Below are 12,417 nucleotides of genomic sequence, written 5' to 3'. Positions count from 1 at the left end.
ACACTCTTTGCCCGCCCCCGCCCCCCCCCCCCCCCCCCGGGGGCCCCCCCCCCCGCCCCCCCCCGCCCCACCGCTCCCGCGAAGGGTTAGGAGCACTGTCCTGACGATGCCGACACCCGTACCCGACCTGGTGGCCCACGCGCTGCCCGGCTACGAGATCGGGGCCGAGCTGGGCCGGGGCGGCTTCGGCACGGTGCTGGCCGCGCGCCACCGGCTGATGGGCCGTCCGGTCGCCGTCAAGGTGCTGCTCGACGCCGGCGGGCCCGCGGCGGCATCGGGCGGCTGGAGCGGGCCGGGTGGCTTCTACGCCTCGGACGACCCGGGCGACGGCACCCCCAGCGACCTGCGCTCCCGCTTCCTCTCCGAGGCCCAGGTGCTGGCGGGCCTCGACCATCCGCACATCGTGCGGGTCTACGACTACGTCGAGTACGAGGGCCTGTGCCTGCTCGTCATGGAGCAGCTCACGGGCGGGAGCCTGCGGTCCCGGGTCGCGGGCGGCCTGGACCCGCGCGCGTCGGTCGCGGTGGGGCTCGCCGCCGCCACCGCGCTCGCCACCGCGCACCAGATCGGCGTGCTGCACCGGGACGTGAAGCCGGACAACCTGCTGTTCGGCGCCGACGGCGTGCCGAGAGTCACCGACTTCGGCATCGCCAAGATCGTCGAGACGACCGCGGTGACCGCCACCGGCCTCGTCGGCACCCCGCGGTACATGGCCCCCGAACAGATCGAGGGCACCCGGCTAGGCCCGGGCACCGACATCTATGCCCTGGGCGTGGTGCTCTACGAGCTGCTGACCGGCCGGCCGGTGTTCCCGCGCGGCCTCGCGGTGCCGGCGCTGCTGCACCACCACCTGGCCGTCGCGCCGCAGCCGATGCCGGAGGTGCCGGCACCGCTCGCGGCGGCCGTGCTGGCCATGCTGGCCAAGAGCCCGGCCGACCGGCCGGCGACCGCCCACGAGCTGGCCCTGCGGCTGGCCGCCGCCGCGACGAGCGTGTTCGGCCTCGGCTGGCTCACTCACGCCGCGGTCCCGGTCCGGCTGCCCGAGGACGTGCTCACCGCCGCCGGCCACCGCCTGGGCGAGACGCTGCCCGGCCAGCCGACCGGCTGGGCACCGGCCACGCCCCCGCCGGGGGCGACGGCATCGCTGAACACCCCGCCTGGCACGCTGCCGCCGACGCTGCCGTCGACGCCGCCACCAGGTACCGCCGGACGGTCCTCCTGGCAGCCACTCGGCGGCCCGCCGCCACCCGGCGGGCCAGGTGGCGGGCCGGGCTTCCCGCATCCGGGTGGCCCGCCGCGGGGTGGCCCACCGCCGGAACCGCTGGCGCGCACGCGGCGCGGCCGCCGCGCACGGCCGGGGCCGCGGCGGCGCACGATCCTCATCGCCGGGGCCGCGGCGGCGGTCTGCCTGGTGGCGCTCGGCGTCGGCCTGGTCGTGGCGAACCTCGGCGGCGGTTCCCGGTCCGGCTACTCCGGCGAGACCCAGCTGCTGCGGGCCTCGGCCCTCGGCGCGATCGCCCAGGCGCCCGACGGCTCGATCTTCGTCGTCGCGCCCACCCTCGACCCGGGCGCCGGAGCCGTCTACCGGCTGGACGCCGACGGCGAGATCACCAAGTTCGCCGGTGTCGGCCCCGCGCCGCAGACCCCCGGCGCCGCGAGCCAGTCGCCGTCGGTAGGCCCGACCTCATCCCCCAGCCCGACGCCGTTCCCCGCCGCCGGGATGCCCGCGTCCGAGCTCGTCCTGCTGGAGCCGGGCGGACTGGCCGCCGGCAAGGACGGCGCCCTCTACCTGGCCGACCGGGGCCGCGGCCAGGTGTACCGGATCACGCCGGATGGTCGGGCGTTCCTGTTCGCCGGCGCCGGCCCGGACGAGGAGGGCTTCACCGTGGACTCCGGCCTGGCGACGAAGGCCGCGCTGTCGGAGCCGGACGCGCTGGCCGTCGGCCCGGACGGCTCCCTCTACCTGACCGAGGGGACCAGGGTCCGCAAGATCGACCGAGACGGGTTCATCAGCACGGTCGCCGGCGTCTACCAGGAGAGCGGGTACGAGGGCGACGGCGGCCCGGCCACCAAGGCGACGCTGACCTCCCCTGGCGGGCTCGCGGTCGCCCGGGACGGCACCGTCTACGTCGCCGACGCCGGCGTGGAGACGGTCCGCAAGATCGCAAAGGACGGGATCATCACGACCGTCGCCGGCATTCCCGGCGAGTACGGCCACGACGGCGACGGCGGCCCGGCCACCAGGGCGATGCTCTACGACCCCTACGGGCTCGCCGTCGACGACGCCGGTGACCTGTACATCGCGGACTACGGGAACGACAAGATCCGGCTCGTGAACGCCGAGGGCGTCATCAGCACCTATGCCGGCGCGGGCAGCGACGGCACCGGGAACGGCCTCGAGGGAACGCTGGCGACCCAGGCATACCTGCCGTACGTGTCCGCGCTGCTTCTCGACTCGTCCGGCGCGCTCTACGGCACCCTCTGGGATGACGCCATCCTGCTCCGCGTCGACCCGGACAACCACGTGGTGCACACCGTGATCGTCCCGCCGAAGGACAGCTGAGGCCGGTCAGGGCTCCCGGGCCCCGGCCTGGCGATCACCGCCACCGGCCCGTGGCCGGACGGCGGGCGGTGGGCACCCGCGGCGGTCGCCCGTGGACGTGGTCACGGGAGGACGTGGTGACGTGGTCACGGGAGGGCGTCGCCCCGGAGGATCTGGACCTCGAGGTCCCGCAGCGCCGGCCCGGGGTCGGTGCCGAGGTGTTCGAGAAAGTAGCGGCGGGTCTCGCGACAGGCCTCCAGGGCGGCCGTGGTCCGGCCGCCGCGGTGGAGCGCGGACACCAGCAGCAGGCGTAGCTCCTCGTCGAAGGGGAGCTCGACGACGGCGTCGAGCAGCTCGGTGACGGCCTCTTCGTACATGCCCAGGCTCAGCCGTGCCCTGGACAGACCGAGAACGGCTCTCCTGCGCAGCTCGGTGAACCGTGGTCGCCAGGCCCGGGCCAGGGCCGGCGTGATGTCGCCGAGTGGCTCTCCGCGCCACAGGGCGAGCGACCCGGAGAAGCGGTCGAGCGCGAGGTGGTGGTCACCCTCGGCCGCGGCGGCGGCGCCCTCGAGCAGGCAGTGCTCCGCCTGGGTCGCGTCGACCTCCGCGTCCGCCACGACGAGCCGGTACCCACCGGGAGAGGTCTCGAGCACCTCACGGCCTCGAGCCGTCTGAAGCGATTTCCGCAGTTCGGCCACCAGGTTCCGTACCTGGGCAACGGCCGTCGCGGGTGGCGCCTCCCAGATGGACTCGATCAGGCGGTCGAGCCGCACGACCTGGTTGCGCTGGACCAGGAGTGAGACCAGCAGGGAGCGCGCTCGGATACCGGGTACCGGGACCCGCTCGCCGGCGACCTCCATCTCGAGCGGGCCGAGCATCGCGAACCAGAGATCCCGTCCGTCCGGGTCAGGGAACCCGTTCGCCGAGGACGAGCTCAGTGAGGTGAGCGGCATTCTCGTTCCGTTCTCGGTGCGCAGGCGGGCCTGCTGGAGGTCGGATCGGGCGGGCCTGGTCGGACGGCACTGATCGACGACGCCCGCTATGGGTGCGCGCGGTGGAGAGGTGTCACGTCTACCACCTCCCTGGGTCTAGACGCTTTCGCGGGCATGATCACCTCGGCTTCGCGGGAATTGTCGGATTCATGACACCGATCTCGCTCCCGTGCCGGGAGGCTGAGGATCTGACGAAGGCCGACGGGCACCGGATCTCCGCGGCGCCCGGACGGCGGCCGCGGGGAGCGGCCGAGCCCGCCTCGACCCGCTTTCACGACGCCGGTGGCCCTGAGCGAAAAGGCGAGGACCAGGCCGATGAGGGGAAGCGCGGGCGGGACGTAGCGGTAGTCGAACCCGGCCGTCATCGGTGGCAGAAGCAGCGACAGAACCGCGAGCATGAGGACGAGGGCGAGCCGCGAGCACTCCCGGCGGCGCCGGAGTCCGACCGCCAGCGCGAGTGTCCCGACGGCGAGAACGACGCCGATCAGTGGGGCCGGCAGGTTCACATGGCGCTGGTACCAGGAGATCCAACTGGCGGCCGGCTCGTGGGAACGAGTGACGAAGTCGCCGTGGCCGTACGACCGCAGGTCGTCCTCGATCTCGACGCGGTTGCTTCTTCCGTCGAGCGACGGCGGCGGCGTGTCGAACAGGTAGTGCCGGGTGACGGACGCGCTCGGATAGTCGTCGAGCCGGGAGCGGAACGTCCGCAGGAAGTCGCTTCCGACTGCCCTGGCGTAGTCGGCCGGCTGCGCGAGGATGGCCCGCAGCGCGAACTCCATCGCAAGCTTCGCCTTCGCGGGGTCGAACGTGCCTCCGGGAACCCGGTAGAGCGGCGAGTCCGCGTGCCAGAGGTAGTACGACGAGCTCTCGCGGTCCTCCGTCGGGTCGGTCAGGCAGAGAACGCGCAGCCGGTCCGGCGGGTCCATCCGCGCGCAGTCCGCGAACGGCGCGGTCCGCGAGTACAGGAAGATCCCCGCGCTGCCGGACGTCGCGAACGAGCCGTTCTCCGCCTGGTGCCAGGCGCAGTAGGACCCCAGCGGGAGCGCGAACGCGCAGCCGAACGCGGCGCAGGCCCGCCAGCCTGGGCGCCGCGCGAGAAGCCACACGCCCACGGCGAGCGCCAGCGGCAGCCCGATCGATCGGGTGACGGCCGCGCCGGCCAGGCAGGCACCCGCGAGAGCGGCCGCGCCGGGCCGGGGCGCGTGATCCCACAGGAGGCTCGCGGCGGCCGCCACGACGAGCGCCGTGTAGAGCGTCTCCGAGAGAACGAGATGCTCCAGCTGGAGCTGGTACCCGTCGAACATCACCGGGGCCGCCGCGAGCGTGGCCGACCAGGCGGCGAACGAGTGCCGGCGAAGGAGAGCGTAGATCGCGACACCCATGAGCAGCCCGAGCAGATGCTGTGCCCAGACGACGAGCTGAAAGCTGTGGAAGGGTTCCAGCGCGCGCAGGAAGAAGGAATAGCCCGAGGGCCTGACCACATAGGGGGCCGGCCGCAGCGCGACGCCGACGTACTCGTAGCTGTCGTTGAACCAGTTGGCGGGCCGGTACCCGATGACGGCCACGGCCCGCGCGAGCGCCGCGGCCACCAGCGAGAGCGCGAACAGGCGGTGGCCCGCGCGCACTCTGGCTCGCCGGGCCAGCCGGTCGGTCAGCCGTTCGGAGGTGCTCTCGGGCGCCCGTCCCCACGAGGCGCCCATCAACCGATGCCGAGCCTTGCCAAAGGAGAGTTCCTTTCCGCCGTCGAAGCGCCGTCGGAAAAAGTCCCGCCAGAGACGCGCGGTCCGCGTCGACCAAGGCCTGGATATGCGTGGGAATCGGCTCCCGAACGCGGCATTCCAGGTCAAAACAGCCGCGATGCAATCTTGTCAATGCGACATAACTGGGAGATATGCGCGACATAACTCTGACCGAGACCGTCAGATCACCGAAAGTGACGTCCGATTCTCGGAGCAGCCCACGAAGGACCGTGTGTTGACAGGCTTCCCGCCGCGGCGGGCAGGACGCTCAGCCGCGAGCGCGGCGGGACGGACGGTGACCGGCCAGCCGATCCGCCCGGTCGGGCTGGATCGGCTGGCCACCAGCGGGGCGGCACCCGCGATCGGGACCTCTCGCCGCCGGGACCTCTGGCCGCCGGCGCTACCCGCCGGCGGCCGCGGACCCGGCGGGGGCCGCGGCCGGCGGCTCGGGCGCCGCGCTCGGTCGCGGAGCGCCGACGGCACGGACGGTCATGTCGCCGGCGTGCTGGCGGGCGGCGCGGTAGTAGAGCACGCCGGCGAGCAGGTAGCCGACGCCGGCGGCGATGACGTTCGGAGCCGAATGGCCGTTCGCCGGCACGACGAACGCGGCGAGGGCCGCCGCGGCAACGAAGGCGACGTTGAACAGCAGGTCGTAGAGCGAGAACGCGCGGCCGCGGTAGGCGTCCGGCACGTCCTCCTGAACGACCGTGTCGACGCAGATCTTGCTGGCCTGCGCGGAGAAGCCGAGCAGCAGGCCGGCGACGACGCACAGCGGCGAGGAGAACGGCAGCCCGAGCGCGATCTCGGCGAGCCCGCCACCGACCAGCACGATCATGATCCAGCGGGCCTTCGGCATCCGGGCGGTCACCCGCGGGGTCACCACGGCCGCGGTGACCGTGCCGACCCCGCTCGCGCCGACGACGACGGCGAGCCCGCCGAGCCCGCCGTCGGGCCCGGTGAAGTAGTTGCGGTACAGCAGGATCAGCATGACGAGCACCAGGCCGTAGGCCGCCCGCGACGCGGTCAGCGCGGCCAGCGCCCTGCGCGCGGGGCCGGTTCGCCAGACGACCTTCGCCCCGTCGGCGAGGTCGACGAGCACCTGGCGGAACTGCGCGGTGACGCCGACCCAGCCGATGATCCTTTCTGGGCCGAACATGGTCCGGTGGGCGAGTCGGGCCGCCGTCACCGCGGCACCCAGGTAGGCGAGGCCCGCCAGCGCCGCGACCAGCGCGACCGCGCCGTCCTCACCACCTGTGAGGCTGCGCAGCCCGGTGCCGAGGCCGCCACCCAGCAGCGCCACCACCGTGCCCGAGGTCACCGACAGCGCGTTCGCGCCGATCAGCCGGTCCACGCCGACGACCATCGGCAGGCCGGCGGACAGCGCGGCCAGCACGAACCGGTTCACGCTGACGATCGCGAGCGCGGTGGCGTAGAAGTCGGCCCCGGTGTGACCGGCGGCGATCAGTATGACCAGGATCACCAGAAACCCAGCGCGGGCCAACGAGCAGAACACCAGCACCCGCTGTCGGGACACCCGGTCGAGCACGATCCCGGCGAAGGGGCCGATGACGCTGAACGGCAGCACCACGATGGCCAGTGACGCGGCGAGCGCGCCCGGTGACGCGGCGCGCTCCGGAGAGAACAGCACGTAGCTCAGCAGGCAGGCCTGGAAGATCCCATCGGCGGTCTGCGAGGTCAGCCGGGCCGCGTAGAGCGCCCGGAAACCGGGCATGCTGAGCAGCTCACGCAGTCTCCCGGCCCATGCCATAGTTCGCAGCCTAGAAGCCCGCCACCGCGCGACCTGGCGGGAGGGGGCGGCGGGAGACCCCCGAGTGCCACCGGCGGGCGATCGGTGGGATCCGCGCTTTCCCGGCTCCGGGAGACGGCCCCGGGCGGGGCCGAGACCGCTGACCGAACGCCGCGCGCGCCGGCTGGCCTCCGGCGGCCAGCGCAACCGTGCGTTACCGACCACCTGACGATATGGATGCTCCGCGTCCGGTTACCGGTGCGTAGTGTGGATGCCGACGAGAGCAGTATCTCCAACCGCGTCACAACCAGTGTTGGGCGTGGCGCCGATTCCTCACTAGGCGTTATGGTCGGGCCTCCCATATCCGGAGCGTCGCGGAGGTCCGGTCCGATGGCCGCCAATCGTCATCGTTCCCGTCATCGCCCAGCGCCCGCGCGCTCCGTTGTGCCGGCCAAGATTCTGATTTCGGCTCTCGTGGTGGCGCTGCTGGCGGGCGGTGGCTACGTCGCCAGCACCCGGTTGCTGAACGCCGACGGAGCCTCCAGCGACTGCCCGGACACCGTGACGCTGACGGTGCGCACCGGCCCGGCCGTGTCCGGCCCGCTCACCCAGGCCGCCACGGGCTACAACGAGGCGCGTCACCAGGTGCTCGGCAAGTGCGTGCGAGTGAAGATCGAAACCGTCGACAGCGGGCAGACCGCCCTGGCGCTCGCCTCCGGCTGGACGGAGGAGAAGTACGGCGTCGCGCCGGACGTCTGGCTGCCGGAGTCGATGTCCTGGGTGGCGATGGCCCGCATGACCGAGGCCGGGGCGCGCAACGTGGGCACCGACGGGACCATCGTCGCGAGTTCGCCGGTGGTGCTGGCGATGCCGCGGCCGATGGCCGAGGCGCTCGGCTGGCCGGATCGCCAGCTCAGCTGGGCCGACGTGCGGGCCAACGAGAACGCGGCCGACTTCTGGTCTGGCCGCGGGCATCCGGAGTGGGGTGGCTTCAAGGTCGGGTTCGCCAACCCGGAGACCTCGTCCGCCGGCCTCGCCGCCGTCCTCAACGTGGTCGCGAGCACGGTCGGCCAGCCGTCCTCATCGCTTACCCAGGCACAGTTCTCCGACGACCTGGCCACCAAGGGCGCGATCCTCTCCTTCGAGCGGGGCGCCGAGCTGGTCGCCGAGACGGATCCCGACCTGGTCAGCGCCTACGCCGGCTGGGGCAAGGACGCGCCGACGCACATGTCGGCGCTCGTCCTGCCCGAGAGCCTCGTCTACCAGGCGAACGTGGGCACTCTCGCGCCGGCCGCCGGCGGCGACGACGACGAGACGACCGGGCTGCCGCCGGCCGCGGTACCGCTGGTCGCCGCCTACCCGACCGACGGCCTGGTCGTCGACGAGGCGCCCTACCAGCCGCTGGCCCTGCCGGTGGGCTCGGAACGGGCGGCGGCCGCCGCGGACTTCCTCACCGCGTTGACCGGGCCCGAGGGCCAGGCGGCGCTGAACGCGGGCGGGCTGCGCTCGCCGGACCGGACGAACGCCAAGCTCACCCAGGAGCTGGGGCTCGTCCCGGCCCTGCGGACCGAGCCGCGCTCGGTACTGGACGGCAAGACGATCGACCAGGCGCGCCGCACCTTCCTCGGCATCCACCAGCGGGGGAACACGCTCGCCGTGTTCGACACCTCCGGCTCGATGAGCCTGCTCGTCCCGACCGACAGCCAGCACCGGACGCGGCTACGGATCGCGGCGGACGCGGCGGAGGCCGCCATCCCGCTGTTCGCCAAGGACAGTCAGCTGGGTCTCTGGCAGTTCTCCACCAACCTCAACGGCACCAAGCCCTACCGCGAACTCGTACCGATAGGGCCGCTGAACGAGCCGGTGAACGGCGTGCCGCGTGACCAGGCCCTCATCACCGCCGTCAACGCGATGAAGGCGAAGGGGGACACCGGCCTCTACGCCACCGCGCTCGCGGCCTACCAGGAGCTGACCGCCCACTACCAGCCGGACAGGCCGAACCAGGTGGTGCTGCTGACGGACGGGCGTAACGATGACCCAACCAGTGCCCTCACGCTGCCTCAGCTGATCCAGAAACTGAAGGCGTTGTACGACCCGAAGAAGCCGGTGGAGATCATCACGATCGGCTATGGCGCCGACGCCGACCAGGATGCGTTGCGGCAGATCGCCGAGGCGACCGGGTCCAGGTCCTACCCCGCCCAGGACCCCAGCAACATCTTCCAGGTCATGGTCAGCGCCCTGACCGACCGTTGACCACCGGCTGCTCCGGTACCCCGCGTCGCTCCCGTCCGCCGATGGTCGCGCCGGGACTCTCGCCGGTTTATGACTGTGATGCTGGCCTGGGACCGGGCCTGCCCAGGTTCTCGGGTGTGGCCCGGTACCAGGTTGGTCGGGGCGCTCAGCGCCCCGACGGCGGAGCGCCGATGGTCGCGCCAGCGACCTTGAGGCGACCGCCCTACTCGCCCGGCGCGGCGCGGCGGCGGGCGCGGCGGACCGGCGGGCCGCCCGTGCCGATCGTGTACGAGGTGACCAGGTGGTTCCAGCCGCAGGTGGCGCACACCTCGACCACGTAGATCCGTAGATCGCTGAACCGGCTGGCCAGCTCCGCGAGCTCGTCCGTCGCCCAGGCCCGTCCGGAGCTGTCGCCCAGCTCGTCGCCGTAGCCGTAGGTGACGTGCACCAGTGGGTCGCCGGGGCGGGGGCGCCCCGGGTCGCCCGCGCCGCAGACCGGGCAGGGCTTGCCGGTCGACTCACCGTGGTGGCGCGCGGCGCGCAGCAGGTAGGCGTTCGCGTCGCAGACGTCGAGGCGGGACACACGCCCGGCGTGCAGGTCGGTCAGCGTCGCCCGGCGGGCGAGCACGTAATCGATGACCGACCTCGGTCCCATGGCTGTCACGGTACCGCCAGGCCGCCGCCGGGCCGGCGCGCTTCGTTCGTTCCGTACCCGCTTTCCCGCCGATTCCGAGTTGGGCCGAATTCGGGCGTTCGGTCTCCAGCCGGTGCTGGGGGCCGGGATCGGCGCGCGGCCCGCCGGCCGATGCCTGTGCCATAGGACACATTTCGGCCGCGGTCCGGACACCCTCCGGCCATCCCCCGTTGCCGGGGTCGTCCGCCCTGGCCGACCGGCTCCGCCGCCCCACCGGCCCGCGCCGAAGGCGATCCGCGCCTTCGGCCCTGGTCCCGGGGGTCCCGGTCCTGGCGCGGCGGCGACCGGCGCGGGCACGCGGCGCCGCGAACCTTCTCCTGGCCGGAGTCCGAGCGCCTCTCGGCCCCAGCACCTTCGAGCACGCGGCGGCTGCTGCCCAGACACCTCCTAGTCATCCGGTGTTGCCATGGTCGTCCCGACTCGTCTAAGGTCGATGTATCGGCTCGATATGTTGACGCGACATGTTGCGGCGACATGTCGGAACGAGATGTCAGAGCGACATGTCAGAGCGAGACGCCAGCGTGAGACGCCGGCGACAGACAGGCCGGGATGTCGGCAGGCGACGTGCGGCGAGGGAGGGCAGCGCGATGTTGGAGCTCGCGGTGCTCGGCATCCTCTCCGAGAGCCCGATGCACGGGTACGAGCTGCGCAAGCGGCTCGCGGCCGTGCTCGGCGCGTTCCACCGGTTCAGCTACGGCTCGCTCTACCCGTGCCTGCGCAAGCTGCAGGCCGAGGGCTATGTCACGGCCGACGATGCCGGCGCGGCCGGCAGGATCGGCGGGCGCAGCCGGGTCGTCTACACCCTCACTGGCGAGGGCAAGGAGCGGCTCGCCGAGCTGCTCGGCGAAGGCGGCCCGTCCTCCTGGGAGGACGAGATGTTCGGCGTCCGCTTCGCCTTCTTCGGCAAGACGGACGCGGCTGTACGGCTACGCATCCTCGAGGGCCGGCGGACCCGGCTCGAGGAGCGGCGGGAGAAGGTCCGATCGGCGCTCACCCGCACACGGGAGCGGTTCGACGCGTACACGCTCGAGCTGCAGCGCCACGGGCTGGAGTCCGTCGAACGTGAGGTCCGCTGGCTGACCGAGCTGATCGAGACCGAACGGGCCCAGGCCACGCCCGGGGCCGTGGATCTCGACCTGCCGGAGCCGCCACGGCCGCCATCGCCGTCGCCGTCGAGGCCCTTGCCCGCGGCAGCACCTCCCGCGGCATCCCCCACAACGTCCCAGGACCCCGACGGTGAGGTCCCCGGGGCCCGGTGAGCGGCGCCCACGCGGCACGCGGCCGGTCCTTCCCTATATCGCAGATAGTCACAAAGGAGCAGACCGTCATGGGTTCGGTACGTGTCGCCATCGTCGGCGTGGGTAACTGCGCCGCGTCTCTCGTCCAGGGGGTCGAGTTCTACCGCGACGCCGACCCGGCCGACCAGGTCCCGGGGCTCATGCACGTGCAGCTCGGCGACTACCACGTCCGCGACATCGAGTTCGTGGCCGCGTTCGACATCGACGCGAAGAAGGTCGGCCGTGACCTGTCCGAGGCGATCGTGGCCAGCGAGAACAACACGATCAAGATCGCCGATGTCCCGCCGACCGGGGTCACCGTCTCCCGGGGCCACACCTACGACGGCTTCGGCAAGTACTACCGGCTGACCGTCGAGGAGTCCGACGAGGAGCCGGTGGACGTCGTCGAGGTGCTGCGCTCCACCCGCGCCGACGTGCTGGTCTGCTACCTGCCGGTCGGCTCGGAGGACGCGGCCAAGTTCTACGCCCAGTGCGCGATCGACGCTGGTGTGGGCTTCATCAACTGCCTGCCGGTCTTCATCGCCGGCCGCCCCGAGTGGGCCGAGAAGTTCCGGGCCGCGGGCGTGCCGATCGTCGGTGACGACATCAAGTCGCAGGTCGGCGCCACCATCACCCACCGGGTGCTGGCCAAGCTGTTCGAGGACCGGGGCGTCATCCTCGACCGCACGATGCAGCTCAACGTCGGCGGCAACATGGACTTCATGAACATGCTGGAGCGCGACCGGCTGGAGTCCAAGAAGATCTCCAAGACCCAGGCCGTCACCTCCCAGGTCTCGCACGACCTCGGCAGCCGCAACGTGCACATCGGACCGTCGGACTACGTCGCCTGGCTCGACGACCGCAAGTGGGCCTACGTCCGGCTCGAGGGCCGCGCGTTCGGCGACGTGCCGCTGAACCTGGAGTACAAGCTCGAGGTCTGGGACTCCCCGAACAGCGCCGGCGTGGTCATCGACGCGCTGCGCTGCGCCAAGATCGCCCTCGACCGGGGCGTCGGCGGCCCGATCCTGTCGGCGTCGAGCTACTTCATGAAGTCCCCGCCGGAGCAGTACCGCGACAGCGTCTGCCGCGACAAGGTCGAGGCCTTCATCCGCGGCGAGGAATAAGGCGGTCGGCTCAAGGTCGCCCTAGGGGCGACCATCGCCGCTCCGCCGTCGGGGCGCTGGGCGCCCCGAC

The 12,417-nt window shown here is 72.5% G+C and carries 8 protein-coding genes; 4 read left to right on the top strand and 4 right to left on the bottom strand.

From position 1 onward, the window contains the following. Positions 1-106: 106 nt before the first annotated feature. Positions 107-2,563 carry a serine/threonine-protein kinase gene (locus I6A81_RS03445; RefSeq protein ID WP_203007734.1) on the top strand — a complete coding sequence of 819 codons (2,457 nt, stop codon included), beginning with the start codon at positions 107-109 and terminating at the stop codon, positions 2,561-2,563. A 125-nt stretch (positions 2,564-2,688) separates the two neighbouring features. On the opposite strand, the gene I6A81_RS03440 is transcribed toward I6A81_RS03445, so the two are convergent. From I6A81_RS03440 to I6A81_RS03430, 3 genes are all read right to left on the bottom strand, one after another. Continuing rightward, the gene (locus I6A81_RS03440) at positions 2,689-3,495 is read right to left on the bottom strand and encodes an AfsR/SARP family transcriptional regulator (protein WP_203007735.1); all 807 of its coding nucleotides are present in this window, start codon (positions 3,493-3,495) and stop codon (positions 2,689-2,691) included. Between the two features lie 86 nt (positions 3,496-3,581). Then, on the bottom strand, positions 3,582-5,234 hold the full coding sequence (locus I6A81_RS03435; RefSeq protein WP_203007736.1) for a hypothetical protein: 1,653 nt from the start codon (positions 5,232-5,234) through the stop codon (positions 3,582-3,584). A 439-nt stretch (positions 5,235-5,673) separates the two neighbouring features. Beyond that, positions 5,674-7,041: an MFS transporter gene (locus I6A81_RS03430; protein WP_203010092.1), complete on the bottom strand. Its 1,368-nt coding sequence runs from the start codon at positions 7,039-7,041 to the stop codon at positions 5,674-5,676. Positions 7,042-7,497: 456 nt separating this feature from the next. Here I6A81_RS03430 and I6A81_RS03425 point away from each other — a divergent pair, with 456 nt between their 5' ends. Beyond that, a complete protein-coding gene (locus I6A81_RS03425; protein WP_307874438.1) occupies positions 7,498-9,273 on the top strand; it encodes a substrate-binding and VWA domain-containing protein in 1,776 nt (591 codons plus the stop codon). Positions 9,274-9,475: 202 nt separating this feature from the next. Here the strand turns inward: I6A81_RS03425 and I6A81_RS03420 are convergent, their stop codons facing one another. Then, positions 9,476-9,907, bottom strand: a complete 432-nt coding sequence (locus I6A81_RS03420) for a DUF5318 family protein (protein ID WP_203006239.1) — start codon at positions 9,905-9,907, stop codon at positions 9,476-9,478. 626 nt (positions 9,908-10,533) lie between these two features. Between I6A81_RS03420 and I6A81_RS03415 the strand changes: the two genes are divergently transcribed. Both I6A81_RS03415 and I6A81_RS03410 read left to right on the top strand, forming a co-directional pair. Next, a complete protein-coding gene (locus I6A81_RS03415; protein ID WP_203006238.1) occupies positions 10,534-11,205 on the top strand; it encodes a PadR family transcriptional regulator in 672 nt (223 codons plus the stop codon). Between the two features lie 68 nt (positions 11,206-11,273). Next, positions 11,274-12,347 (top strand): inositol-3-phosphate synthase, encoded by a 1,074-nt coding sequence (locus I6A81_RS03410; RefSeq protein WP_203006237.1) that lies wholly within the window; start codon positions 11,274-11,276, stop codon positions 12,345-12,347. Positions 12,348-12,417: the final 70 nt, after the last annotated feature.

This window comes from Frankia nepalensis (genome assembly GCF_016786325.1).
Lineage (GTDB): Bacteria > Actinomycetota > Actinomycetes > Frankiales > Frankiaceae > Pseudofrankia > Pseudofrankia nepalensis.
Note: the sequence above shows the minus strand (reverse complement) of the source record. Positions and strands in the feature narration are given on the sequence as shown.

What these genes read in the sequence shown, in the direction of transcription:
- I6A81_RS03445 (WP_203007734.1), top strand. Translation starts at nt 107, where the DNA reads ATGCCGACACCCGTACCCGACCTGGTGGCCCACGCGCTGCCCGGCTAC.
- I6A81_RS03430 (WP_203010092.1), bottom strand. Translation starts at nt 7,041, where the DNA reads ATGGCATGGGCCGGGAGACTGCGTGAGCTGCTCAGCATGCCCGGTTTC.
- I6A81_RS03435 (WP_203007736.1), bottom strand. Translation starts at nt 5,234, where the DNA reads ATGGGCGCCTCGTGGGGACGGGCGCCCGAGAGCACCTCCGAACGGCTG.
- I6A81_RS03420 (WP_203006239.1), bottom strand. Translation starts at nt 9,907, where the DNA reads ATGGGACCGAGGTCGGTCATCGATTACGTGCTCGCCCGCCGGGCGACG.
- I6A81_RS03410 (WP_203006237.1), top strand. Translation starts at nt 11,274, where the DNA reads ATGGGTTCGGTACGTGTCGCCATCGTCGGCGTGGGTAACTGCGCCGCG.
- I6A81_RS03415 (WP_203006238.1), top strand. Translation starts at nt 10,534, where the DNA reads ATGTTGGAGCTCGCGGTGCTCGGCATCCTCTCCGAGAGCCCGATGCAC.
- I6A81_RS03440 (WP_203007735.1), bottom strand. Translation starts at nt 3,495, where the DNA reads ATGCCGCTCACCTCACTGAGCTCGTCCTCGGCGAACGGGTTCCCTGAC.